Source organism: Hymenobacter saemangeumensis (assembly GCF_039541835.1).
GTDB classification, from domain to species: domain Bacteria; phylum Bacteroidota; class Bacteroidia; order Cytophagales; family Hymenobacteraceae; genus Hymenobacter; species Hymenobacter saemangeumensis.
The window spans coordinates 219,282-244,133 of sequence record NZ_BAABGZ010000010.1; the positions used below are offsets into that span (position 1 = coordinate 219,282).

The following is a 24,852-nucleotide window of genomic DNA, read 5'->3' on the forward strand; positions in this document are numbered from 1 at the left end:
CAACCTAAGCCCTGACATGAAACATCACTCCGCACTGCTGCTGCCCTTGCTGCTGCTGGCCTCCTCGCTGGCCCTGCTGCCGGGCTGTGATGTAGTTGAAAACCCCATTCCGCCCACCCAGCTGGTGAGCGCTGGCCGCCGCGACACGCTGCAGCTGGACTCGGCCGAGCGGGCGCGGCCGGTGCCGCTGCTTACCCAGCACGTGCTGCTGGAGGATTACACCGGCCAGTTTTGCGGCAACTGCCCCGCGGCCGGCACCGTGGCCAATGCCCTCAAGCAGCAGCACGGCGAACGGCTGAGTGTGCTTGAAGCGCACGTAACAACTTTCTTCGCCGGGCCCAAGGCCGACCCCAAGTACCAGACCGACTTTCGGACGCCCATTGTGAGCGACGAGCTCGACAATGTGTTTGGCCTGAGCAACCTGGGTTTGCCCAAAGGGGCCGTAAACCGGGCCCCGCTGCCGGGCTCGGCCGACGTGGTGCTGGACTACGCCAACTGGCCTGCCGCCGTAACGGCCCAGCTAAGCCAGACGCCCCAGCAGGCCCTGCGCCTGACTACCCTGTTTGCGCCGGGCTCGCGCCGGCTGCGCATGAAAATCAACAGCCGCTACCTCACGGCCCAGCCGGGCCGGCGCTTCCGCCTGGGCATCTACATCACCGAAGACAGCCTCCTGGGCTGGCAGAAGGACTACACGCGCACGCCCCAGGACATTCCCAACTTCCCGCACCGCCACGTGCTGCGCACGGCGCTCAACGGCACCTTTGGCACCCTGCAGGCGACCAACCCCACCGCAAACCAGGAGTTTACCAGCTACGTGACGTACACGCTGTCCACCGCCTGGAACGCCCGCCGCAGCTCAGTCATCGTGTTTCTGGCCGACGATGCTACCCGCCGCGTGGTGCAGGTAGCAGAAGAGCATGTGAAGTAATTGCCTGATGAGTTGTTTTTGGAGGAAGAGGAGATAAAGCGAGAAAGAGCGCCCAGCCTGGCTTAGGACGAGGCGCAACCTTGCTCATCCTTTCACCCCCACGCAACCTGCGCCCCAATACCAAAAAGCCCCACCGCCAGCTTTGGCAGTGGGGCTTTTTGCATCCGGAGGCCGGATTAACGGCCTGCTTGCATCTTGTCTTGTAATTAAGCGTATTCCATCTGCCTGGCTAAGCCAGCTTAGCAGCCTTTGAGCCTGAGCTTGTCCTGGGCTTTTTGGCTAAATCAGATGTAGAATAAAGCTAAAAAAGATATGCGTTTAATCACGGTACGTACCCCGGCAGGAGAAGGTAAGGAGGTTGTTAAAATCGCTCTTGCCCAGGGAATTGGCGAAGCAGTCGTTAGCATGGCAACTCTGCATCGTGCCGGTGAAGGGGAGGTAAGCCAAGACGTGGTGGACCTTGCTACGGCTACCCCGCTGGCAAAGCAATTTATTGAAGCCTTGTTGGAGGCCCCTTTTTATAATCCCACTACTTTTTCATTTACCATCCGGCACCCGGAGTCGCTCTTTGGGAGTAAGCCCCCCAAGGACGAGGCCCATCCCATTGCCCGGCCCACTACCGACGTTTATCAGGAGCTTTATCAGTTTATCAAAGTCACCTACAGTCTTGCGGGAAGAGTATTTATATCCGCCGTGCTCTTAGCTTATGGTATGGTGGAGAATTTCCTGCCTATCATCATTGCAGGACTTTTGTTTTTGCCTTTCCATCACCATTTGCTGGGCATTGCATTGGGGGGCGTCACCAAAGAATGGCGCTTTCTGGGGCAAGCCGCGCTGGCACTTGTGGTAAGTACGCTGCTTATATTTCTGGCGGGCATTTGCGTAGCGCTGGTATGCGAGCCGCCCATGCTTTTTGAGCTGAAGGGCTCAATGCTTGCCGGTATCGTATTGGCGGCTGTTATTGGGGTGGCAGCAGCGCTGGCTTCCATCGACGATGCCGGCCGAAGAGAGCTCATTGGCCTTGCGGCAACTGCGCACATCTCCATTTATCCTGCCTGGATTGGGTTGCAGCTTGTATATGGGGAAGCAGATTCACACAAGATTGTTGAGCACCTGGTGTCATTTCTTATCAATGTGGGAGTGCTCTCTGGCGCGGCCTTCCTTACTTACACCTTGACCGGGATGAAGGGAAGTGGTATCAGACGCTTTATTAAAGGACTGGCTGCTTAAGTAAGCAACCCTGCGATTTTACAACTCATATGCAGCCAGCTGTTTGTGCGGCTACCGACGAGGAAGGGGCATTCTGATGCCTGCCAAATCTCACTAAAAAGCCCCGCTACCAGCTTTGGAAGGGGGCTTTTTAAAATAGCGTATCGTCAGGGGCTGCGCCCTGGCAATCACAGGTTTTTATGCAGCGCAAAGGGCCATTGACCAGCAGCCAACCGCTCACTCAATCCCGGCCGGGCTATTCTGCACGTCGGGTACGGGTAGCTTCTTGGGGTGGCCGGCTTCGGGGGCCAGGTCATCAAAATGCTCTTCGAATAAGGCTTGCAGCATGCCATCCTTGAGGCCGATGTCGGGCACTACCATGTGGTTGACGTTGGCCCATTCCATGGCGGATAGGTAGATGTGGCCGGCCGGCACGATTACGTCGGCCCGGTCGGGGTTGAGCATGGCCACGTTTACCCGCTCACTCATGCTTAAGCCAGCGAGGCGGTTGATAACCAGCTCAATGCCGCGGCGGGTTACGTGTTTGCCGGGCGCAGCAGGGGTAAGGCTGTAAATCTTGTTGATGTTGCCGCCCGTGCCAATGGCGCGGGTGACGTGGTACTTGCGGGCGTATTCGCGCACCCAGGCTTCCATGCGGGCCCAGAGCTCGGCCTGCGCCTCGGTGTCCTTGCTGCCCCCTTCTTCCTCCTGCATGCGGCGAATGGAGCCAATCTCAAACGACTGGGCCGCTACCTTGTGGCGGTTGTGGTAGATGTTGAACTCCGTGCTGCCGCCGCCCACGTCGATGTGCAGGTAGTGCTTGTTGTCTTCCAGCACGTGCTCAATCACGCGGTTGATGTAGAAGGCTTCGTCCTGGCCGTGAATTATCTTGATGTCCATCCCCAGCTCCTGGCGTACCCGCTCGGCCAGCTCGCCGCCATTGGCGGCCGAGCGCATGGCCGACGTGGCGCAAATAAGGTAGTGGGCTACCTCGTGCACCTCCATCAGGAGCTTAAGGGAGTGCAGGAACTTAACAAACTTGTCCTGCTTGGCGGGGGAAATCTCGCCCGTGGCAAATACATCTTCGCCCAGGCGCATCGGAAAACGCACGTATTCTACGCGCTTCAGGCGGTAGCGGCCTTCGTAAAGCAACACTGCCGATATCTGACAACGCACCGCATTCGACCCAATATCAATGGCAGCAAGTTTTCGAAGGGGGAAGTTCATGCAGGAAGTAAAGTTGTATCAAAGCCCAAAGATACGCGGGGAGCGGAAGGGCAGTACTTGTGCGGGTGGGATGGCCCGCGGAAGGCGCAGAAGTATTCGCAGAAGGCACCGGGCGCGGAATACAGCGCTGCTTAGGCCCGGTACCCATGATGCTGGCTGTTACTTGTCGATGTTGAAGCCCACCCCAAACTGAATAAGCGGGTTTTCGGGCGACACCTGGTAGGAGATGGAAAAGGCCAGGGTTTCGACTACCGGCGCAATGTAAAAGCCGCCGCCGTAGCCGTCGTGCCAGCCGCCCGGCGAGCTGCCCTGGTAGTACACCCGGCCCCGGTCGTAGAAGCCAAACACGCCGTAATAAAACGGCAGAAAGCCGTTGCGAACCTGCCCCAGCGCCAGGCGAAGCTCCGTGTTTACGTACAGGCTCGCATCGCCGGTGAAGCGGTTGCGGTAGTAGCCGCGCAGGTTTTCGCGCAGGCCCAGCGAGGTCAGCTTGTAGAAAGGGATGTCGGCCGTGGGGCCGTGGTTGGCCGCGCCGCCACCTTTCAGCACCAGCGTAACGGGAATGCCCAGCCGGGTTGTGCCGTAGTACTCAGCAAAGCCTTGCGTGAGGCCGAAAATGCTTCGCGGCCCTTGCAGCTCGCGGTAGCTTTCGTGCCGGGCCTGCAGGCGCACCCCGCGGCGAGCAAAGCTTTGGCGGTCGCGGAAGTCCAGGTCGAGCAAGGCCTTGAGACCCAGCAGGCGCTGGGGCCTGGTGTTGGGGCGTATCAAGGTGCTGCCGGGCTCGGTGGGGGTGCGCTCAATTACATCGAGCAGGCTGTTTTCGGGGAAGCTGGAGGTGTAGTCTTCATAGGCCGGGCCCAGGCGCAGGGTGCTGCGCTGCCGGAAGCTGCGCTCCAGAAAAGCGTTGAAGGTGTAGCCCCGGTAGCGGGCCGTGTAAAAGCCATTGTCGTACCGCTCCTGGCTTATTTCGCTGTTGTTGCCAATGCCGAAGAAGTTATAGAAAGGGAAGTAGCTGCCGTAGCTGACCTCGGCACCGGCGTCGACCCGGCCGATGGCGTGGCGGTGGCGGGTGCTGGCCGTGAGCAGGCGCATGCCATTGCTGCTAGCCTGCACGTCGAAGGAGTAGAGGTTTTTATAGTCGGGCTTGCGGAAGCCTCGCCGGGTGAAGCTGACCCCCGCACCGGCGCCAAAGCCGTCGTTGCGGTTGTAGAACAGCGTGAGGCGGGGCAGGTAAGTGTTGTAGTCGAAGTGCTCCCGGTTGTAAGCGTTCACGTCGGGGCGGGTGGAGGTACGGTTGTCGGCCTCTGGTCCTAGCTGCAGGCTGGTGTCGGGCACGTCGTACACTTTGGTCAGGGTGCGCAGGCCGCTCACCCGGGACTCATCCACTACCTGGTCTTTGCCGCTGCCGCCAATAATGCGCACCAGAATGCTGCTGCGGGCCTGGCCAGTTACCTGGAATATGTCGCGTCCGTCGAAGCCATACAGGCATATTTCCTCCGTTTCGCGGGGCTTGAACGTACGGTCGAACAGGGCCGGGCCCACGGGGCTGTCGCCATCATGCGCCCGGTCGAACATCTGCACGTGTACCTGTCCATCGGCCAGGCGGTTCACTACAAATACTTCACCCTTGTTGCTGCCCAGCACGTCTACGCGGCGGGCCAGCAGCAGGTAATAATTATCGATAGCCGAAGGCAGCTGCTGTACCCGGGACTTCAGCTTGCGGTTTAAGTCCTGGCCTGATAAGCTTTGAATCTCAGTAGGTAGCTTGCCGGTAGCCTCGTCGATGGCGGCCGGCGTAATCTGGGTTTGGATGTAGCGGGCGGCTTCCTGCCACTGCTCGCGGCTGAGTCCCTGCAGCAGGAAGCGGTCCAGGTCCTTGGCAGGCCAGTTCAGGCTTTTCATGTCGCCGAATTTCTCCTCAAAGCCCTCGATGCTGCGCACGGCCCACTCGCGGTTTGCCAGGTAAGTAAGCAGGCCGTTCCATTGGGTAAAGCTTTGGTCGCGGTCGCGCGGAATGGGCCGGTAAAGGGTGCCCCCGCCTTCCTGCTTGTAGCCGGCCCATTTCCAGTTGTCTTCGTGCTTGCCGAAGTCGGCAATGAGCATGTCGAAGACGCGGGCTTTGGCCAGAGCCTGGGCATCTACCCGGTTGTCATGGTCTTTGTAGAGCTTACGGAACAGGCCAAAGCTGCGGGTTACGTCCTTGCTGTTGCCGAAGCCGGGCAGGTTGGGCTTGGGGTCGGTGGGCCGGTCTTCGAGCGTGCCCAGCAGGCCGGCGTACTGCTCCCGGTACGGGCCCAGCTGCTGGTTGTCGGGCAGGCGGAACAGGCGGGGGCGGGCGTGCAGGATGTCGGTCTTGTCGAGCAGGGAGCCAGCTACCACGGCCGAGTACGGGTGGGCCGTGGCCGTGACGTCGCGCAGAATGTCGGCCGCGATGGATTGGCGCAGCTCGGGCGGCAGGATTTTGGTTACGTCTTTATCTACCGAGCGGAACACGTACTCCGAGCTGTCGGCGGCAATGAGCTTGAGCGCAGTTGTTTGCCGGCCGCCACCTTTGCCATAAGGCCGCAGGCCACCCAGCTCGGTGCTTAGGTCGAGGGTGGGCACGGCCACTGGCTGAGTCCAGGAAGAGCGGTAGATGGGGCCAATAAACAGGCGCTTGGTGAAGCTGCCCTTGTACTGCGGCCCGGGAGCGAGGGTGGTTACGCTTTGGAACGGAGCATCGGGTTTGACGGTAGGTGGGGCTGTCGCCGCCAGCGGGCAGCTGCTGACAAACGCGTTAACCGGAATTTTGGGGTCGCCGCCGGGGCTGCAGGCCGAGCGAAACAAGGTGCTGGTGAATACCGGCTTGGCCGCCTCCTGGCCCGCAAACGTGTAGAAGGTGGCTTTCACCGTGCCATCGGTGGCGTATTCCAGCTGGGCAAAGCCTTCGGCGCTCTCGCTAAACAACGCATCACCCCGGGCTCCTACGTGCTGGCTTTCTACCAGGCTGCCAGCTACCAAATGGTAGTTGCCCTGAAAAGGGGTAAGCTGCAGGCTAAAGTCGTGGGCCGCGGCATATACCACGCCGGGGTTGCTTTGCAGGGTGTTGAGCAGCTCCCGGCGCAGCTCCTGGTAGCGCGGGTTGGCCAGGTCGCGGGGCGTGCCCACGTTCTGGCGGTAGGCGGCATACACCGTGCCGAGTACCGGCGGCAGCAAGTGGCGCGACAAGGGCTGGTGCCCGCCATATACGCCGTTGCTGATAACCGGGTGGTGGCCCACTACCAGCACGTTCTTGTCCTTGGTGTCGTCGATAACGTCCTGAAGCTGTTCGCGAAACTCCTGCTTGGTTAATGTTTTACAGTCGGTGTCCGGCGCCTCGGGCCGGTCGAAAGGATGGGTAAACCAGGGGGAGTTGATGGCCACCAGGCGCAGCTGCGGCGCCAGGTCAACCACCTCGGGCCCCGGGCAGCCATTGCTGGGCAGAAAGGCGTTCTGCCCCGGCAGCTGCTCTTCGATGTACTTCTCGAGGCGGCGCACCGCTTTCAGCCCCGGCCGGCCGGAGTTGGCCCAGTCCTTGTCGCCGGGCAGGAAATAGATACGGCCCTGGGGCAGGCCCTTCACCAGGGCAATCAGGGCATCGGCCCGCTCTCTGCCCGCCTGGGCCAGGGTGGTGTCGCTCTTTTTTGCCAAGCCGCTGTTGCTCACCAGGTCGCCCAGGTGTACCACCGTAAACAGGCCGCTGTGCTGCTCCAGCACCCGCCGAAGCTGCTGCAGGCGGGCTGCCGGCAGCTCAGCCTGGGCCGTGTTGCCAATTAGAAAGACGGTATGAGCCGGTGCCTGGGCAAATGAATACGCAGTACTGAGGAGGGCAAAGGCAGTGAGCAGGCAGCGCAGGTAGCGAAGCGACATAGAAAAAAGCGGTAAGCTTTCTTCTACGTCATAAAACGACCTTACGGTTGACTTTGGGCCGCACCCTCACGCTTTACGCGCTTCACTAGCTCGTTTCACTAGCCCGGCGCGAAGGACCAGCAACAGCATACAGGGCAGGGCCACCCAGAGCGCTTCACTGGCCAGCACCCGCAGCCCCCAGGAGCTAAAGAAAGCCCGAATGCCGATGGGCGACACCTTAATGGGCCGGAGCGGGAAAAAGTAGCGCTCCAGGTCGAAAGGACTGAAAAATGCCACCCCCAGGCCGCCGGTGGTTGCGGCATCCAGCACCCCATGCGAGGCGGTGGCCAGAAACAGCAGCAGCCACAGCCGCCCCGAGGGAGGGGCGCTGCGGGAGGGCAGCATTCGGCTGAGCAAGGCCAGCAGGGAGGCAACCGCTACGGCAGCCAGCAGAGAATGCGTTAGGCCGCGGTGGCCCCACAGGCTTTCGTAGGCCACCCCCAGCTTATAGCCGATGGCGTCGGCGTCGGGCAGAAAAGCGCAGGCGGCAGCCACCGCCCACCAGCGGGCGTGTCGCCGCTCCGGCAGCAGCAGGGCCGCAATGGTACCGCCGAGTATGGTATGCCCGAAGATGGAGGCCAAGGGAGTTATGAGTTATGAGTTATGAACGTGCCTTATCTTTTACTAACAACTAACAACTAACAACTAACAACTAAAAACCATCTGTCAACTCGCGCAGCACTCTGGGGACGCCGGTGCTGGCGGCTTCGGGTATGTAGCGTACGCCGGGTCGGCCCGCGGGCGGCTGGCTGGGGTCGATGACGTAGATGGGACTGCCGGCGGGGGCGTAGTGCAGCAGGCCTGCCGCCGGATACACCTGCAGGGAAGTGCCCACCACCAGCAGGACATCAGCAGTGGCGGTAATCTCTGCTGCATCTTCAATCAGGGGCACCAGCTCGCCAAACCACACAATGTGGGGGCGCAGCTGGGAACCATCCGGCGCCAGGTCGCCCACGTGGATGTCGCCGGGGCAGTCGTACACTTCCTGGGTGCGAGTGGAGCTCATCTGGTTGAGCATGCCATGCAGGTGCAGCACCTGGCTGGAGCCGGCCCGCTCATGCAGGTCGTCCACGTTTTGGGTGATGATGCTCACGCGCCAGCCGGGCGCTTCCTCAAAGCCGGCCAGGGCCAGGTGGGCGGCATTGGGGGCTACCTCGCGGGCCTGGCGGCGGCGCTGGTTATAGAACTCCAGCACCAGCGCCGGGTCGCGCCGGAAGCCTTCGGGCGAGGCCACGTCCTCCACGCGGTGGTTTTCCCAGAGGCCGTTGGAGTCGCGGAAGGTGCGGATGCCAGACTCGGCCGAAACGCCGGCGCCGGTGAGAACTACGAGGTGCTTGGGGGTGGGCATGTGCAAAGGAAAGGATAAGGCAAAAGTAGCCTTTCAGAAGGGTAAACCAGCTGGACGTGCTGCTTTCTGTGGCCGCGCCATTGGCTTTACGCTTTAGCAGCACCAGCAGGATAAGCTGGGGCTGTCCGCGCAAAAGCATCCTGAGAAGGAGCGGGCAGGGTTTAGCCTCCGGCGGGTGGCATACCCGTTTTTTATATGGAACCAGAGCCGGCTGCTGCTCTTGCGGCGCCCACTGAGCGCCCTGCCTCAGCACGGGGAAGAGAGACCCGCGTCCGTGCTGGTACGGAGGAGGTAGACGGGAATAAATAGGGGCTGCCGCGGATTGTCTGCTCCGTTGTGCGCCAGCAATTTTGCTAGCCATAACCAGCCACAGAGATGCGTCAGCTTTACATACCCACTTCCTTTGCCGGCCTGCTGCTGGCCTTGCTGCTTCCCGCTACCCTCGCCGCTCAAACGCCGGAGCAGCAGCGTCAGGCGGCCAATAAGCTTATTGAGCAAGACAAGGTTGAGGAAGGTATGGCCCGCCTCAATGTGCTGCTCAAGGCCCACCCCGGCTTTGGCGAAGCCCTGGCCGACCGGGGCTGGTACCATTACCAGCTCAACCACGCCGAGCCGGCCCTGGCCGACCTGGCCGCAGCCGAGAAGGCCCTGCCCACCCGCGACGACCTTCCCTTTAAGCGCAGCCTGGTGCTGAGCCAGCTGCAGGGCGACTACACGGGCGCCCTGCAGGCCATCAGCCAGGCCATCCGGCTCAAGCCTATTGGCACGTACTACTGCTTCCGGGGCCAGTACTTCCTGGAAAAAGGACTGGCCGACCGGGCCTTGGCCGATGAGGAAAAAGCCATTGAGCTGCGCAAAGACTACGACGAAGCCTACCTGCACAAAGGCCACGCCCTGTTTACCCTGCAGCGCTACGCCGAGGCCCTGACCGCCTACGAAAAAGCCTACCAGCTGCGCCCCGCCCTCGACGATGCCCTTATCAGCCAGGGCGTGGTGCTGGAGCGACACCTGGGCCAGCCGGAAAAAGCCCTGGCCATCTACCGGCAGGCCCAGAAAGAGTTTTCGGGCCTGGTGCGGCCCTTCACGCAGGAAGCGGGGTACTGGTTAAGCCGTCAGGACTGGAGCCAGGCCCAGGCCGCCGCCCGGAAAGCCACGGCGATGGCCCCGCGCAATGCCGAGGCGCACAACTTTCTCGGGCTTGCTGCCTACAAGCTCAAGGATTACAGCACAGCCGAAGCCGGCTTCCGCCAGGCCTGGCAGCTGAATGCCTATAACGCCTCCTACTGCGCCAATCTGTGCGGCGTGCTGGAAGACCAGAAGCGCTTTTCCGAGCAGCTGCAGGCCACCGAGCAAGGCCTGACCAAGCACCCAGACGACCCGGCCCTGTATTTCTACCGGGCCCGGGCCCTGGATATGCTGAACCGCCCCCAGGAAGCAGAGCAGGCCCGCGCCAAAGCCCGCGAGCTGGCTACTGCCCAGGGCAGAGGCAGCGAGCCTGGCAAGTAATGTCCAGACCTTACTCAGCTAGTAATTTAAAGATGATAAGTTACTTACGTTACCTGATGCCCCTCGCAGCCGCGCTGCTGCTGGCCCAGCCCGGGGTGGGCCAGTCCCGCAAGCCAGCCCCTGCGGCCCCCAAAGCAGCGGTTGGCCCGGCTCCCAAAGCAGCCGCCCGCCCGCCCGCTAAAAAGGCCCGGCCCGTGGCCAGCGTAGGGGACTCCGAGCCCTGCTCGCATTACACCCCGGTCGTATTTAAACCACTCAACCGGGAAAGGTTTTCGCCTGTGCTTAGCTTGCAGCCCAGCGAGCTGAGCCGCCTGGCCATGGTGGGAGGGGAGTACCCCCAGGCGTCGGGGGTAAGTGTGCAGGAGGGACGCCTGCGCGTGACCTTCAGCAAAGCCGTGTACTACGGTGCCCTCAACCTGACGCCCCTGCTGAAAGGGCCCTGGCGCCAGGCAGCCGACCACAAGGAACTGTTGCTGGAAGTAGAAATGCGCCGCACCCGCTTCAACCCCGATGCCAGCGGCAGCCTGTCCTGGCGCGACTCTACAAAGGAAGAGCGCGGCATTGAAATAGGCTGGTCGGCAGAAGGCAACTGCCCCTCTAGCTTTTCTGCTTACCACCCCCACCGGGGCGGGCCCTATGGGCAGCTCGCCCCGGAGAAGTCTGCCGAGCCGGCGTCGCACTCGGTGGGCTGGCTGCTGCGCCGCGACACCTTGTTTGCCGTAGTTGATGGCGCCATTGCGGGCGTGTACGGCGCCAACGGCACCCCCAACGGCCTGGGTGGCCGCGATGCCCGGCAGCTGCTGCTAACCTACACCGGCGGGCCCGGGCAGGCACTCGAAATCACTCAGGTGCGCTTGTCGGAAGGAGCCGAGGCCCTTTCGGCCCCCTTACTGGCCCTGCGCGATGCGCAAAAGCCCGCCGCCCGGCCCCCTGGTCTGGAGCTGGTAGCCGAGCGCACCGCGGAAAACATTCGCCAGGAGCAGGAAGCTCCGGGCACATTTAGCTATGTAGTGAAGGACGGACGCCTGGAAGTAAGCTCAACTGCGAAGGACAGCTACTCCGATACCTGGTTGACCCGACTGCGCCTATCCCGCACCATCGCCGAGGCCATTATGGCACGAGTGGCCGAACAGCCCGTACTGCTGGAAGTGAAGTCGCAGTTGGTGGGCGCTGGCCTCAAAAATCGCAGCAGCATTCAGCTGAGTTTGGGCAATGGACTTCTAGGCCTGTTTTACAGCGGCGAGCAGCCGGGCTGGCAGCTGCGCCAGAGCGGCGCGGGCGTAAACCAGTCGGGCCCGGTACTGGGCGCCGCCGGCGACATGCACACCTGGGGCTTGTTTATGCACCGCGACAGTGCCCGCGTGTACGTCGACGACCGGCCGCTGGGCGGGCCGTTTGCCATAAAGGCCCTGCTTGATACATGGAAACGTAATCAGTTTGCCAGCAATGTTCTGGAGCTGCGTGGGCAGCAGCCGGGCGCCATTGCCATCTACTCGGTGCGTGTGTACGGCCAGGAGGAAGCCCGCTTCGCCGCGCAGCGCAAGGCAGCTGCTGAGGCCCTGGCTGCCAAGCAGGAAGCCGAAACGAAGGCCCGCCTGCTGGCCGAAGCCCAGGCGCGCCAGGCGGCTCTGGATGTGGTGAACCGCCAGCATGCCGAAAAGCTGGCTGCCGAAGAGCGGGCTGCGGCAGCCAGCCGCAGCACGTCCACTTATTCAAGCTCCGGCAGCTCTTCTTCCGGCAGTTCGGGCAGCTCCTCCTCCGGCCGCTTTAGCTTCTCTACGGCCGATATGAGTGCTTTCAGAAAAACCACTGTATGCCTGGCCCTGCTGCGCTCCGACAACACCATCCGCAGCATCGAATGTTTTGAATATCCCAGCGGCACCAGTAAAGCCGAAGCCTTGCAGCGGGCCCGCAATGCATTGCAGCTGAGCGAAGAAACCGGCGTGTACTTTTCCACCAGCACCTGTGACATAGCCAGCGAAAGCGCCAAAAGCTACTTCCGCAATGCCGGCGGCTACCGTACCAATGTAACCTGCCACTAGCTCTACGTCTGCATTGCCATGAAGCACCTCGGTTTATTGTTGGCCTGCAGCCTGACGGCTTTGGGCCTGGGCGCCCAGGCCCAGTGCCTGAAAGGGGACTGCCAGAACGGGCAGGGCACGTTCGACTTTGGCTACGCCACCTACACCGGCCAGTTTAAAAACGGCAAGCCGGAAGGGCAGGGGACCATGGATTACGGGGGCGGGGAAAGCTTCCGGGGTGCCTTCGTGAACGGGCAGGAGCACGGGGCTGGTACCTTCACCAAAAACGGCCAGCAAACGGCCGTGTATTACAAGTCCGGCCAGCGCCAGAGCACCGCCCCCCCGGTGGCCGTGGGGGGCAACATTCGGGTGGAGGGCTGCCAGAGCGGCGACTGCTACAACGGGCGCGGGGTGCAGCTGCAAGCCAGTGGGGCCCGCTACGAAGGCCAGTTCCGCAACGGGCAGGCAGAAGGACAGGGCACCGTCACCTTTCCCAGCGGCCAGCATTTCAGCGGCACCTTTGCCTACGGACACCCCCACGAAGGTACTTTCACGTATGCCGACGGAATAAAGTACGTAGGCACCTACGACGATGCCGGCCGTGAGCTGAACGGCTACTACGTCAACCACAACGGCACGCGGGTAGAAACCAGGAGTGGCCGGGTTGTGATGCCTCCGGCGCCCAAAGTTTGGGTGCAGACCCAGGAGAAGTGCAGCGCCTGTGAAGGCAAAGGCAGCGTGGCCCAGGTTGGTAAGCCCCACAGCTACACCATTGGCGGTACCTACACCACTGATGGCTACAACAACCGCCGCTGGATTCAAGAGCCGCAGACTTATACCAGCAAAGGCCTGACCACCTATTGGCCCTGCAGCAAGTGCGGCGGCAAGGGCAGCGTGGCCGGGCAGAAGCTGCAGGAGCTAAAGTAGAGCCGGCCTTCTCTTCGAACACAAGCAGCGCCAGCAGTACTCAGCGCATGATTTTACCGCGTAAGTCCCAGTGGCTGGACTTCACCGCTACCCCATCAGGTTCCCGCTTGATGGTGCGGGTGTAGTACTCGCCGGCAATCAGCCCATCGGGGCGGCGCTTGCCAAAGTACAGCCGTACCGGCTCGCCGTTTTCGTTGGTAACGAAGGTGATGTCATAGCCTTTGAAGACATCATCGATGCGGGTAGAGGGCTCAAACGACTTGCTCAGTTTTTTGTCTAGTTCGGGGTGGAGGGGCATGGCTGCGGGAAAAATGTTCGGCGCTTCTACGGCCGCATTTCCTGCCAGGGTTTTCAGGCTGCCGGGCCAGCCCTGCTGTGGTGCCTAGCACTATAATGGCTGCCAGCTGCTTGCGGGATGCGCCATTCTCAAAACCGCGCCAGCTCGTTGGTGCCGAAGGTCCACTCGGGGGTGCCTACCTGGCCGTCGGTCACGTCGGGTACGGCAAACCAGGCTCCGTTGCGCAGCGCCGGCTCTTCAGCATACAGGTTTTTCAGCACGTGAATGTTTTGCGCCGGCATGTAGCTCTGCGCCAGCAGCATGTACTTCTGCTTCGTTTTGGGATTTTCGGCCACGTCTACTACCAGCACGGCGTGGCCCGGCGCTCCGCCGTGAATCAGCACGTCGCCGGGCTGGATGCCGGCCAGTGGCACCGGCCGCAGCTCCCGGCTTAGCGACAGCGTGCCGGCGTAGCCAAAGGTGGGGATGAGGTAGCGGCCCAGGGCCTCGTGCGTTGGCTTCTCAACCGCTTTGGGGGCGGGGGTTACTTCCTCGCCCCGCACCTTAAACGTCTTGCCGCCCACATAGTCCGAAAACCAGAAGTCGTAGCCGGTGGTCAGGTGAAAGTGAATTTTGTTGGGGTCCTGGGCAAACAGGTACTCGGCCCGCAGCCGGATAACGGCATCGGCGCACTGCTGCAGGTCGAGTTTGCCAATATCGATGTTGACCACGGCGGCCACCACATCCTGCCGGTTTTTTGCAGAGCCATCGTAGTGGCGGGCCGGGGTGCCGGCTGGCAGCAGGGGCAGCCAGCGCAGCCACTCGCCCCAGGAGCCGGCTGGCACGGGCACCCGCTGGGTGCCGGCCGGGGCAGGAAACCGGGTCGCCACGCTCAGCCCCATGGGGCCGGGCCCGGGAAGCCAGGGGTAGGCCAGCGCCGCGGGGCGCAGGGGTGGGGCCTCCGGGAGGGCCACATCTGCCACCGCGGCTTTCGTGGTGGCGGGCTCGAGCGCACCACAGGCCAGCAACAGGGGCAGGATGGGTAATAGCAGTCGGGTTCTCATGAAAGCAAGGTAGCAATGTGCCGGCAAGGCGCACGGGTACTGACCGGGCTTGAACGCCGCCAACCGGGCTTTATTTCGCATCCGGGTCTTTCATCCTTGCGCAGCCCGAAAAAGGCTAAACCTCAGCGGGGCCTATTATCGAAGTAGCCCGCCCATTCCAGCGGAGCGTCGGCGTCGCCCAGGCACCGGCGCAGCACCTGGGCGGCTACCCCCTCGAAGTTGTCGCTGTTGCTGAGCAGCAGCAGCGCCAGCTTTTTGCGGGGGTAGCTGAGGGCGAGGTTCTGCCAGCCATCGGCGTGCCCGCCGTGCGAAAAGGCCGGGCCGTACTTAGACGTAAATACGCTCCAGCCCAGCGCCCAGGCCAGAGCCTGCGGATGGGGCTGCCGGGCCAGGCTGTCGCGCCGCGGCCCCCAGCCCCGCTGGCTTGTCACGGCCACCTGCGGCCTCAGGTATTCCCGGTAGGCTTTCCGCGAAAGCCCTTTCCCGGCCAGTACCTGCCGCAGGAAGGCGGCGTAGTCGGTCGGGGTTGTCACCATCGAGCCGGCGGCCCGGGGGCTGCTGCGCTGCTGGGCCCCCAGCCCCTTGCCGGCAAAGTCGTGCCCCACTGCCCGGTTGGCGGCAAACTGCGGCTGCCACACCAGGCTGGTGCGGGCCATAGCCAAGGGCCCAAACACTTCCCGCTGCGCCAGGGTCTGCAAATCGAGCCCGGTTTTTTCGGCCATCACTACGCCCAGCAGGTTGTAGCCCTCGTTGGAGTAGAAGAAGCGGCTGCCGGGTGGGGCAATGGTGGCCAGCTTCTCCCCATAAAAGCCCCTCAGTATGGGCAGGCCGCTGCTATGGCTCAGCAGCATGCGGGCGGTGATGCGCGCAAATGCGGGGTCCTGGGCCAGGTCCTGCCACTTCTCGTAAGCCCCGATCGGCTGCTTAAGGTAGCGGCAAACGGGGGTGTCGAGCGCCAGAACTCCCTGGTCGACGAGGCGCAAAAACAAGTAGGCGGCCAGGGGCTTGGTCAGCGAGGCCGCATAGGAAACCGTTTCCCGGTCGAGCGGCTGCCCGGTGCTTCGGTCTTTGGTGCCGAAGTACTGCTCGTATACTACCCGCCCATGGTCCAGCACCAGCACCGACAGGCCCGCCACCCCGGCCGAGTCCACCACCCGCGTCAGTTGGTTAGTGAGCTGGTCGGCCGGGATGCCGGCCCCGCGCAGATGCCGGACCACCAGGCTTCCCTGGGCCGGGGAAGTAAGCGAAATAAGCCAGAATATAAGGGTGGCGAAGTAGGTTTTCATGAGCGCAGGCCGGCCGGGATGCTAACCGGCCAGCAAGTGCAAAAGTCAGACAATCAGCTGCAGATGGTGCCGACGCCCGGCCGACATTTCCCCGAAATCTGCCCGCCAGCAATACTTCTACCTGCCTTTCAGCAACGGCAGCGATAGGGGGTAGCAGGCCGGCTGCCCCCGCCAGGCCCGCCGGGCATTCCGGATGCTAAACCCCACAATAAGTCCGTAGCATAAGCCGAGCAGCAGCAGGCCCACCGGGAAATACAGCACGAGCAGCACCACGGCCACCCCAATTCCGAAGGTCATCGTAGCCTGAAAATTCACTACTGCCGGGGCGTGCGCGTCGTAGCACCGGTTGTCCGTGCGCTTATACAGCCAGTAGAAGAGTGGGGCCAGCACGTTGGCAAAAGGAAGCAGCAAGCCCAGCAAAGGCAGCAGGTGGAGCAGCATCAGGTTTGACCCGGCAACCGTCGCCTTCGGCCCGTCAGCAAGCAGCTCAGGATTCTTCATCAGGTCCTGCACCGGTAGCTCCAACGCTCCCGCCAGCAAGCTTAAGGTGCTCAGGTGCGGGGCCCCGCTCCCCGCTTCTATTCGTTGAATGGTGCGGGTGGTAACGCCCGCGCGCTCGGCCAGCTGCTCCTGGGTTAAGCCCCGCTGCTGGCGCTGTAAGAGTAGATTTCGGGCAACGGCTTCCTTATCCATGGCTGCAAAGGAAGTAGCGCAAACCCTGAAGTTCGCGTCCCAGAGCGACAATCGTGCAGCAATGCGTAATACAAGCCTGCCGAAGGCATCCCCGGAACATAAGCACATAAAAAAGTCCCGCCGAAAAGCGGGACTTTTTTATGTCGGGCCAGTGCCTATTTCTTGGCTGGTGCTTTTTTAGCAGCCGGCTTCTTGGCGGTTGCCTTCTTGGCCGTGGGCTTTTTCTTCGCCGGCGTGTCCGAGTCTTTCTCGGCCTTGGCCGGCTCGGCCTTTTTCGCGAAGCGGCCTCCTTTGGCGGGCTTGTCGGGCGTAGCGGCGGCCAGCTCCAAGCAGCGTTCCAGCGTCAGCCCGGCCGGCTCTTCGCCCTTGGGAATCTTTACGTTCTTCTTGCCACACACGATGTAGGGGCCGAAGCGCCCGTTCAGCACCTGCACGTCGGGGTTTTCCGGGAAGGCCTTGATGAGGCGCTCGGCTTCGGCCTTGCGCTTGGCTTCAATCAGGGCCACGCCTTCCTCGGCCGTGATGGTGTGCGGGTCCTGCTCCTTGGTCAGGGAGTAAAACTTGCTGTCGTGGCGGATGTAGGGGCCAAAGCGGCCCAGGGCGGCCGTCATGTCCTTGCCTTCGAACTCGCCCACCACCCGCGGCAGCTTAAACAAGTCCAGGGCTTCCTCCAGCGTAATGCTTTCGATAAACTGCCCTTTGCGCAGGTTGGCATACGCCGGCTTGGTTTCGCCCTCGGCCTCGCCGAGCTGCACATAAGGCCCGAAGCGGCCCAGGCGGGCAATGATTTTCTCGCCGGTTTCGGGGTGCACGCCAATCTCGCGGGTGCTGCCCAGGGTGCTGCGCTCAATGTCCTGCCCGCGCTCGATGGTTTCGTGGAAGGTGCCGTAGAAGCCGGCCAGCATCTGCCCCCAGTCTTCGTGGCCATTGGCAATCTGGTCGAATTCGTCTTCTACCTTAGCCGTGAACTGGTAGTCCACAATCACGGGGAAGTGCTCCACCAGGAAGTCGTTGACCACCATGGCCGTATCGGTCGGAAACATCTTGGCTTTCTCGGCGCCGTAGTTCTCGGTTTTTACTTCGGTTTGCACCTCGCTGCCTTCCAGCGTTAGCACGTGAAACTTGCGCTCCTTGCCCTCGCGGGTGTCTTTCTCCACGTAGCCGCGCTTCTGAATGGTGCTGATGGTGGGGGCGTAGGTAGATGGTCGGCCGATGCCCATTTCCTCCAGCTTCTTTACCAACGAGGCTTCGGTGTAGCGGGCCGGGGGCGAGGTAAACCGCTCGGTGGCGCTCAGGCGCTGCAGCGGCAGGCCCTGGCCCACCGTCAGCGGGGGCAGCCCGCGCGAGAAGCTGGATTCACCGTCCTGCTGCTCGTCCTCGTCGTCCTTGCTTTCGGAGTACACTTTCAGGAAGCCCTCGAAGGTAATAACCTCCCCAGTGGCCGATAGCACCACACCCGGCTGGGTGCTGATGCCAATCGTAGCCGTGGTGCGCTCCACCGTGGCTTCCGCCATCTGCGAGGCCATGGCGCGCTTGCGAATCAGGTCGTACAGGCGCTGCTCCTGGCTGTCGGCCCCCGCCTTCACCAGCGAGAAGTCGGTGGGGCGAATGGCTTCGTGCGCTTCCTGGGCCGACGACGACTTGGTTTTGAACGTGCGGGTATGCGCATACTCAGCGCCATACGCCGCCGTGATGGACGCCCGGGCGCCCGCCAGTGCTTCTTCCGACAGGTTGACCGAGTCGGTACGCATGTAGCTGATTTTGCCGGCCTCGTACAGCTTCTGGGCCACGCTCATAGTTTGAGCTACCGAGAAGCCCAGCTTACGGGAGGCTTCCTGCTGCAGGGTAGAGGTGGTGAAGGGCGGCGCAGGGCTGCGCTTGCCCGGCTTCTTATCAAGGCTTTCGATGCTATAGCTGGCACCGGCGCAGCGGGCCAGAAAGCCCTCGGCTTCCTCCCGGGTCTTGAACCGGGTGGGCAGCTCGGCTTCCAGCACGGCCCCGCGGCCGGCATCGAAGCGGGCCACCACGCGGTAGGCGCTGCTGCTTTTGTGCTGGCTGATTTCGCGCTCCCGCTCCACTACCAGGCGCACGGCTACCGACTGCACGCGGCCGGCCGAAAGGCCCGCCTTTACTTTCTTCCACAGCACCGGGCTCAGCTCAAAGCCCACGAGGCGGTCGAGCACCCGGCGGGCCTGCTGGGCATTCACCAGGTTCAGGTCGATTTCCCGGGGCGTGGCAATGGCGTTGAGAATGGCGCTTTTCGTGATTTCGCGGAATACGATGCGCTTGGTCTTGGCCTGGCTCAGGTTCAGAGTCTCGGCCAGGTGCCAGCTGATGGCTTCGCCTTCGCGGTCGTCGTCACTTGCCAACCACACCATTTCGGCTTCCTTGGCTAGTTTTTTCAGCTGGGCAATTAATTCTTTCTTGTCGGACGAAACGACATACGTCGGCTTAAAGCCGTTGGCAATATCAACGGCGTTGTTGTCCTTGGGCAGGTCCCGCACGTGGCCGTAGCTGGACTTCACCACGAAGTCCTGGCCGAGGTAGCCTTCAATGGTTTTGGCCTTGGCCGGCGACTCGACGATTACTAAATTCTTGACCATGTGGGCGGGTAAGAGTTGGGCAGAAAGGAAAGGGAACTAAACAAACAACGAATGCCCTTTGCTAAAAGTTGAAATTGGCCGCAAAGATGCCGGAATAATCCCAGCGGAGCGCCGCCCCGAGCAAGAATCTCGCCGGGATAGTTTCAATACCTTACCTAAAACGGGTTCTTTTCTCAATTGGCTGGCTCTACAGCCTACCTTTGTTTATTCCCGCCAAAGGGCCTTACTTTCGCCTTCTATTTCCGCCCCTCCTTCGATTTCGTCTCCTTCCTTACTATATGGCTAAAGCTAAACCCACCCCGGCTCTTACCGCCAGCCCCGCAGCTCCGGCCGATACACCGGAGGCTACCGTCGGTACCCCGGGCTCTTCGGCCGCTAAGGCCGGGAAGGCATCCGGAACGTCGTCTGCCGGTGCCAACATGGCTATTGATACGATACGCACCTCCAGCGACCAAACCCGGAAGCGCGGCATTAAACGAGGCTCCGAGGACTCGCAGGACCCCGGCTATATCAACGAGCAGCTAAACCGCGTCCTGTTTGCCCTCGACGCCTTTAAAAAGGGCGACGTTTCGGTGCGCCTGACCAAACAAAACGACGACATCTTCGCCGAAATCGCCGAAGCCTACAACTCCATGGTGGAGATGATTGGCGGCGTAGGCGGCGAGGTGTCGCGCATCTCCAAGGTGGCCGGGGTAGAGGGTAACCTCAAAGCCCGCGCCTCGGCCGAAGGCGCCGCCGGCTTCTGGCGCGACATGATTAACAACATCAACGGCCTGGTAGACTCCATCGCCGTGCCGGTACTCGAAGTAGGCAAGGTACTGAAGAACATCAGCCGTGGTAACCTGGACGAAAGCTTCCAGATTCCGGTATCGGGCGACTTCAAGGTGATGGCCGAAACCATCAACAAAACCATTGATAACCTCAACATCTTCGCCGGCGAGGTAACCCGCGTGGCTCAGGAAGTAGGTACCGAAGGAAAGCTGGGTGGCCAGGCCTCTGTACCAAACGTTGGTGGTATCTGGAAAGACCTCACCGACAACGTAAACAACATGGCCTCGAACCTGACTTCTCAGGTGCGAGACATTGCCAACGTAGCCACGGCCGTAGCCAAAGGCGACCTGAGCCAGAAAATCACGGTAGATGTAAAAGGGGAGTTCCTGCAGCTGAAGCAGAACCTGAACCAGATGGTGGACTCGCTGAACCTGTTTGCCGGCGAGGTAACCCGCGTGGCCCAGGAAGTAGGCACCGAGGGTAAGCTGGGCGGTCAGGCCGTGGTACCAAACGTGGCCGGTGTATGGAAAGACCTGACGGATAACGTGAACAACATGGCCTCGAACCTGACTTCTCAGGTTCGAGACATTGCTAACGTAGCAACCGCCGTAGCAAAAGGCGACCTGTCGCAAAAGATTACGGTAGACGTAAAAGGGGAATTCCTGCAGCTGAAGCAGAACCTGAACCAGATGGTGGACTCGCTGAACCTGTTTGCCGGCGAGGTAACCCGCGTGGCCCAGGAAGTAGGCACCGAAGGCCGCCTCGGCGGTCAGGCCGTGGTGCCGAACGTGGCCGGTGTATGGAAAGACCTGACGGATAATGTAAACAACATGGCCTCGAACCTGACTTCTCAGGTACGAGACATTGCCAACGTGGCAACCGCCGTAGCCAAAGGCGACCTGAGCCAGAAAATCACGGTAGACGTTAAGGGCGAGCTGCTTCAGCTGAAGCAGAACCTGAACCAGATGGTGGACTCGCTCAACATCTTCACCGGCGAGGTAACCCGCGTGGCCCAGGAAGTAGGCACGGAAGGAAAGCTGGGTGGCCAGGCCTCCGTACCCAATGTGGCCGGCGTATGGAAAGCCCTTACCGACAACGTAAACGACATGGCCGCGGCACTTACCTCGCAGGTACGTGACATTGCCAACGTGGCCACTGCCGTAGCCCGCGGCGACCTGAGCCAGAAGATGACGGTAAACGTGAAGGGCGAAATCCTGGAGCTGAAGAACATCCTCAACCAGATGGTGGACTCGCTCAACATCTTCGGCGACGAAGTAACCCGCGTGGCCCGCGAAGTAGGTACCGAAGGAAAACTCGGCGGCCAGGCCGTGGTGCCCCGCGTAGGTGGTACCTGGAAGGAGCTGACCGACAACGTAAACACCATGGCTTCGAACCTGACTTCTCAGGTACGAGACATTGCCAACGTAGCCACCGCCGTATCGAAAGGTGACCTTTCGCAGAAGATTACGGTAGACGTAAAAGGCGAGCTGCTCGACCTGAAGGACAACCTGAACCAGATGGTGGACTCGCTGAACATCTTTGCCGGCGAAGTAACCCGCGTGGCCCGCGAAGTGGGTACCGAAGGTATTCTGGGCGGCCAGGCCAACGTGCCGAAAGTAAGCGGCACCTGGAAGGATTTGACGGACAACGTGAACACGATGGCCTCGAACCTGACCTCGCAGATGCGCGACATCGCCAACGTGGCCACCGCGGTAGCAAAAGGTGACCTCTCGCAGAAAATCACGGTAAACGTGCGCGGCGAGCTGCTGCAGCTCAAGGAGAACCTCAACGAAATGGTGGACTCCCTAAACACCTTCGGTGACGAAGTAACCCGCGTGGCCCGCGAAGTGGGTACCGAGGGTAAGCTGGGCGGCCAGGCGAGCGTGCCGAACGTTCGCGGTACCTGGAAAGACTTGACGGACAACGTAAACACGATGGCCCTCAACCTGACTTCTCAGGTGCGAGACATTGCCAACGTGGCAACCGCGGTAGCAAAAGGCGACCTGAGCCAGAAAATCACGGTAGATGTAAAAGGGGAGTTCCTGCAGCTTAAGGAAAACCTGAACCAGATGGTGGACTCGCTGAACCTGTTTGCCGGCGAGGTAACCCGTGTGGCCCAGGAAGTAGGCACGGAAGGAAAGCTGGGTGGCCAGGCGAGCGTGCCGAACGTGGCCGGTGTATGGAAAGACCTGACCGACAACGTAAACACCATGGCTGCCAACCTGACTACTCAGGTACGAGGCATCGTGAAGGTAGTAACGGCGGTATCGAAAGGTGACTTGACCCAGAAGCTGACCCTGCAGGCGAAAGGCGAAGTGGCCGACCTGGCCGACACCATCAACCGAATGGTGGACGACCTTAACCGCCTCGCGTCGGAAGTTAGCCGCGTGGCAAAGGTGGCCGGTGTGGAAGGCAAGCTGACGGAACGCGCTACGGTAACGGGTGTATCGGGCAGCTGGAAAGAGCTGGTGGATACCCTCAACGCCCTGCTCGAATCCATTGCCTCGCCGGTACTCGAAGTATCCCGTGTGGTACGCGCCATCTCGGAAGGCGACCTGACGCAGTACGTGGACGTGCCCACCACCGGCGACATCCTCGCCATGGCCAGCGCCCTGAACCTCGCCGTCGACAACCTGAACGAGCTGCTCGGCGAAATCAACGAGTCGTCGCAGATTGTGGGTACTTCCTCGGAAGAGATGGCCGGCAAAGGTCAGGAGATGAGCCGCGTAACCGTCGACGTGGCCCTGGCCATGCAGCAGATGGCCGAAGGTGCCCAGAACCAGGCTTTGAAAACCGACCAGGCCTTCAAGCTGATTGAAGAAATCATGCAGGCCACCAAGGAAACGGCCAACAAGGCCGATGTGGTGAACAAGGCCGCTATTCTGGGTGAGCAAACCTCGCAGCTGGGTCTGAAAACAGTGGCTGAAGTGGTAAAGAACATGGAGGAAATCTCCAGCGCCGCCGTGCAGACCTCGCGCACCATCGAAGTACTGAGCACCCGCTCGCAGGAAATCAGCAAGTCGCTGGGCGTTATCACCGACATCGCCTCGCAAACCAACCTGCTGGCACTGAACGCCGCCATCGAAGCCGCCCGCGCCGGGGAAGCCGGCCGCGGCTTCGCCGTAGTAGCCGAGGAAATCCGCAAGCTGGCCGAAGGCTCCCGCAAGTCGGCCAACGAGATTGCCACCCTGGTAGAGGACGTTAAAAAAGATACGACCTCGGCCGCAACTGCAATTTCGACCATGGAAGGCCGGGTACTGAAAGGAAAGAACGCCACCTTCGAGGCCAGCTCGGCCTTTAAGAACATTGCCACCAGCTCGGGCGAAACGCTCCGCACATCCCGCGACATCCTCACGGCCACCGAGGTACAGAAAACCTCGATTGGCGACGTGGTGAAGTACGTGGAAGAAGTGGTAGCCATTGCCGAGCAGACGGCCACCGGCACCCAGCAGGTGGCCGGCACGGCCAAGCAGCTCTCCACGGCCATGCAGGAGCTGACTACCAGCTCGCAGCGCCTCACCGACATTGCCGACGACCTGCAGGCTGGCCTGGAAACCTTCCAGCTCAGCTCCTACGAGCCCGAGCCGGTGATGGTGCGCCGCTCTGCCGGCAGCCGCAACGGCAATGGGAACGGCTATAATGGCAACGGCAATAGCAACGGCAGCTCGCGTGATGGCGCCGCAGGGCGCCGCTCGCCCGGCACCCCGGAAACGGGCAGCACCCGCGCTGGCACGGCTGGCAGCCGCCAGCACAGTGTGGGGCAGCGCAGCCGTAATGCCCAGGCCGATGTAGCCGCGCCTTCCGATGCGCAGGGGCGGCCCAGAAGGGCCGCCGCAGCGGGCCGCCCGGCCCGGGAAGAAGCGGCTCCGGCACCCTCCCGGCGGCAAGCCCGGGATGCTGGCTCCGCCTCCGCAGCACCGGCAGCTTCCCCCCGTGGCTCCAGAACAGCAGATAAAGCTGCAGACAAGGCAGCTGCTAAAAACGACGAGCCCAAAGGCAAGGAGAAAGGCGGCAGCAAAGCCCGGTCTAAGTAAGATTTCAGTCGAACCGCTTGGTTAACTCTTTTTTATCAAATGGCTGAAATTGAAGTGAACGCTGCTCCCAAGGCCGACCGGAATACGCCGGAGGCCATGGTACAGCTCATTGTGTTCCGCCTCGGCGACGAGGATTACGGTATCCGCATCGAGCAGGTGAAGGAAGTGACTGTGACTCCGGAGGTAGCGCGTATGCCCAAGACACCTCCTTTCATTAAAGGAATTGCCAACCTCCGCGGCGACATTATTGCCATTCTCGACCTGGAGGAGCGGTTTCGGCTGCGCCCCATGGGCCGGCCTATTCCGGAGCGGAGCTACACCGTGGCCGTGGAAGCGGCCGACTACACCCTGGGCCTGATGGTGCGGGAGGTGCCCCGGCCCTTTACCATGCCCCTAAGCCAGATTGAGCCGGCGCCGGAGTTTGTGCAGGACAGCAATGCCCGCGATAAGTACCTGGAAGGCATCGCCAAGCTGCCCGAAGGTGGAATCATCATCGTTCTGGATATGCGCAAGCTGCTTTCCCCGGCCGAAGTCATGCGCTTACCCGGTAAGGCAGCATCTTAGCGGGCGCCGCCCCGTACAACGCCCTGACCGCTGTGGCGGTTAGCGTTGCTTACTTTTTACTTTTCACCTTACCCTTCCAATGAACAAGCGCATTCTCATCGTCGACGACTCCTTTTACATGCGGACGATGCTCAAAAATATGCTCAGCGATGCTGGCTACGAAGTAGTTGGCGAAGCAGCCAATGGCGAGCAGGCCCTGGAAATGGCAGCTTCAACCTCGCCCGACCTGATTACGCTCGACGTTATTCTGCCCGACAACACCGGGCTGGATGTGCTCAAGAGCCTGCGTCAGCTCAAGCCTGATTCCAAGGTAGTGATGTGCAGCGCAGTAGGGCAGGAGGTTATTGTCAACGAAGCCATCGAGAATGGTGCCCTGGCTTACATTGTCAAGCCTTTCTCTGAAGAAAAGGTGCTGGAGATTGTAGGGGCTGCCCTGCAGAATGACACGACTGAACAAGCTTCATAAA

17 protein-coding genes are annotated in these 24,852 nt (G+C 61.5%); 8 read left to right on the plus strand and 9 right to left on the minus strand.

Annotated features, from left to right (window positions below; all coding sequences use genetic code 11):
• Nucleotides 1-16 precede the first annotated feature (16 nt).
• Both ABD919_RS03750 and ABD919_RS03755 read left to right on the plus strand, forming a co-directional pair.
• On the plus strand, nt 17-928 hold the full coding sequence (locus ABD919_RS03750; RefSeq protein WP_345233920.1) for an Omp28-related outer membrane protein: 912 nt from the start codon (nt 17-19) through the stop codon (nt 926-928).
• A 312-nt stretch (nt 929-1,240) separates the two neighbouring features.
• Nucleotides 1,241-2,158 (plus strand): hypothetical protein, encoded by a 918-nt coding sequence (locus tag ABD919_RS03755; RefSeq protein WP_345233922.1) that lies wholly within the window; start codon nt 1,241-1,243, stop codon nt 2,156-2,158.
• A 216-nt stretch (nt 2,159-2,374) separates the two neighbouring features.
• Here ABD919_RS03755 and ABD919_RS03760 read toward each other — a convergent pair whose 3' ends face one another.
• The 4 genes from ABD919_RS03760 to ABD919_RS03775 form a co-directional block, all read right to left on the minus strand.
• On the minus strand, nt 2,375-3,364 hold the full coding sequence (locus ABD919_RS03760) for a Ppx/GppA phosphatase family protein (RefSeq protein WP_345233924.1): 990 nt from the start codon (nt 3,362-3,364) through the stop codon (nt 2,375-2,377).
• Nucleotides 3,365-3,523: 159 nt separating this feature from the next.
• Nucleotides 3,524-7,252, minus strand: a complete 3,729-nt coding sequence (locus ABD919_RS03765) for a bifunctional metallophosphoesterase/BamA family protein (RefSeq protein WP_345233926.1) — start codon at nt 7,250-7,252, stop codon at nt 3,524-3,526.
• Nucleotides 7,253-7,318: 66 nt separating this feature from the next.
• Nucleotides 7,319-7,873 carry a metal-dependent hydrolase gene (locus ABD919_RS03770; RefSeq protein ID WP_345233928.1) on the minus strand — a complete coding sequence of 185 codons (555 nt, stop codon included), beginning with the start codon at nt 7,871-7,873 and terminating at the stop codon, nt 7,319-7,321.
• Nucleotides 7,874-7,943: 70 nt separating this feature from the next.
• Nucleotides 7,944-8,639: an SIR2 family NAD-dependent protein deacylase gene (locus tag ABD919_RS03775; RefSeq protein WP_345233929.1), complete on the minus strand. Its 696-nt coding sequence runs from the start codon at nt 8,637-8,639 to the stop codon at nt 7,944-7,946.
• 375 nt (nt 8,640-9,014) lie between these two features.
• Between ABD919_RS03775 and ABD919_RS03780 the strand changes: the two genes are divergently transcribed.
• Genes ABD919_RS03780 through ABD919_RS03790 form a run of 3 tightly spaced genes read left to right on the plus strand, consistent with a single transcriptional unit; the run spans nt 9,015 to nt 13,093 of the window.
• On the plus strand, nt 9,015-10,145 hold the full coding sequence (locus ABD919_RS03780; RefSeq protein WP_345233931.1) for a tetratricopeptide repeat protein: 1,131 nt from the start codon (nt 9,015-9,017) through the stop codon (nt 10,143-10,145).
• Between the two features lie 56 nt (nt 10,146-10,201).
• Entirely contained in the window at nt 10,202-12,187 is a 1,986-nt protein-coding gene (locus ABD919_RS03785) for a hypothetical protein (protein WP_345233933.1), read from the plus strand.
• An 18-nt stretch (nt 12,188-12,205) separates the two neighbouring features.
• Nucleotides 12,206-13,093 (plus strand): MORN repeat-containing protein, encoded by an 888-nt coding sequence (locus tag ABD919_RS03790; RefSeq protein ID WP_345233934.1) that lies wholly within the window; start codon nt 12,206-12,208, stop codon nt 13,091-13,093.
• Between the two features lie 40 nt (nt 13,094-13,133).
• Here ABD919_RS03790 and ABD919_RS03795 read toward each other — a convergent pair whose 3' ends face one another.
• The 5 genes from ABD919_RS03795 to topA form a co-directional block, all read right to left on the minus strand.
• Nucleotides 13,134-13,391, minus strand: coding sequence for a hypothetical protein (locus ABD919_RS03795; protein WP_345233936.1), 258 nt, complete (start codon nt 13,389-13,391; stop codon nt 13,134-13,136).
• 128 nt (nt 13,392-13,519) lie between these two features.
• Nucleotides 13,520-14,434 (minus strand): DUF4846 domain-containing protein, encoded by a 915-nt coding sequence (locus ABD919_RS03800; protein WP_345233938.1) that lies wholly within the window; start codon nt 14,432-14,434, stop codon nt 13,520-13,522.
• 122 nt (nt 14,435-14,556) lie between these two features.
• On the minus strand, nt 14,557-15,720 hold the full coding sequence (locus tag ABD919_RS03805; protein WP_345233940.1) for a serine hydrolase domain-containing protein: 1,164 nt from the start codon (nt 15,718-15,720) through the stop codon (nt 14,557-14,559).
• A gap of 117 nt (nt 15,721-15,837) precedes the next feature.
• Entirely contained in the window at nt 15,838-16,413 is a 576-nt protein-coding gene (locus ABD919_RS03810; protein ID WP_345233942.1) for a magnetosome magnetite crystal formation protein family, read from the minus strand.
• Nucleotides 16,414-16,568: 155 nt separating this feature from the next.
• Nucleotides 16,569-19,016, minus strand: coding sequence for a type I DNA topoisomerase (topA, locus tag ABD919_RS03815; protein WP_345233944.1), 2,448 nt, complete (start codon nt 19,014-19,016; stop codon nt 16,569-16,571).
• A 278-nt stretch (nt 19,017-19,294) separates the two neighbouring features.
• Here topA and ABD919_RS03820 point away from each other — a divergent pair, with 278 nt between their 5' ends.
• From ABD919_RS03820 to ABD919_RS03830, 3 genes are all read left to right on the plus strand, one after another.
• Nucleotides 19,295-23,821 (plus strand): methyl-accepting chemotaxis protein, encoded by a 4,527-nt coding sequence (locus tag ABD919_RS03820; protein WP_345233946.1) that lies wholly within the window; start codon nt 19,295-19,297, stop codon nt 23,819-23,821.
• Nucleotides 23,822-23,860: 39 nt separating this feature from the next.
• Nucleotides 23,861-24,385, plus strand: a complete 525-nt coding sequence (locus tag ABD919_RS03825; RefSeq protein WP_345233948.1) for a chemotaxis protein CheW — start codon at nt 23,861-23,863, stop codon at nt 24,383-24,385.
• A 79-nt stretch (nt 24,386-24,464) separates the two neighbouring features.
• On the plus strand, nt 24,465-24,851 hold the full coding sequence (locus ABD919_RS03830) for a response regulator (RefSeq protein WP_345233950.1): 387 nt from the start codon (nt 24,465-24,467) through the stop codon (nt 24,849-24,851).
• The last annotated feature ends 1 nt before the right edge of the window (nt 24,852 follow it).

Bases quoted from the DNA above. Each gene is read 5' to 3' on its own strand.
- ABD919_RS03750 (WP_345233920.1), top strand. From the start codon at position 17: ATGAAACATCACTCCGCACTGCTGCTGCCCTTGCTGCTGCTGGCCTCC.
- ABD919_RS03795 (WP_345233936.1), bottom strand. From the start codon at position 13,391: ATGCCCCTCCACCCCGAACTAGACAAAAAACTGAGCAAGTCGTTTGAG.
- ABD919_RS03790 (WP_345233934.1), top strand. From the start codon at position 12,206: ATGAAGCACCTCGGTTTATTGTTGGCCTGCAGCCTGACGGCTTTGGGC.
- ABD919_RS03805 (WP_345233940.1), bottom strand. From the start codon at position 15,720: ATGAAAACCTACTTCGCCACCCTTATATTCTGGCTTATTTCGCTTACT.
- ABD919_RS03780 (WP_345233931.1), top strand. From the start codon at position 9,015: ATGCGTCAGCTTTACATACCCACTTCCTTTGCCGGCCTGCTGCTGGCC.
- ABD919_RS03830 (WP_345233950.1), top strand. From the start codon at position 24,465: ATGAACAAGCGCATTCTCATCGTCGACGACTCCTTTTACATGCGGACG.
- ABD919_RS03785 (WP_345233933.1), top strand. From the start codon at position 10,202: ATGCCCCTCGCAGCCGCGCTGCTGCTGGCCCAGCCCGGGGTGGGCCAG.
- ABD919_RS03810 (WP_345233942.1), bottom strand. From the start codon at position 16,413: ATGGATAAGGAAGCCGTTGCCCGAAATCTACTCTTACAGCGCCAGCAG.
- ABD919_RS03820 (WP_345233946.1), top strand. From the start codon at position 19,295: ATGGCTAAAGCTAAACCCACCCCGGCTCTTACCGCCAGCCCCGCAGCT.
- ABD919_RS03775 (WP_345233929.1), bottom strand. From the start codon at position 8,639: ATGCCCACCCCCAAGCACCTCGTAGTTCTCACCGGCGCCGGCGTTTCG.
- ABD919_RS03755 (WP_345233922.1), top strand. From the start codon at position 1,241: ATGCGTTTAATCACGGTACGTACCCCGGCAGGAGAAGGTAAGGAGGTT.
- topA (WP_345233944.1), bottom strand. From the start codon at position 19,016: ATGGTCAAGAATTTAGTAATCGTCGAGTCGCCGGCCAAGGCCAAAACC.
- ABD919_RS03760 (WP_345233924.1), bottom strand. From the start codon at position 3,364: ATGAACTTCCCCCTTCGAAAACTTGCTGCCATTGATATTGGGTCGAAT.
- ABD919_RS03765 (WP_345233926.1), bottom strand. From the start codon at position 7,252: ATGTCGCTTCGCTACCTGCGCTGCCTGCTCACTGCCTTTGCCCTCCTC.
- ABD919_RS03825 (WP_345233948.1), top strand. From the start codon at position 23,861: ATGGCTGAAATTGAAGTGAACGCTGCTCCCAAGGCCGACCGGAATACG.
- ABD919_RS03800 (WP_345233938.1), bottom strand. From the start codon at position 14,434: ATGAGAACCCGACTGCTATTACCCATCCTGCCCCTGTTGCTGGCCTGT.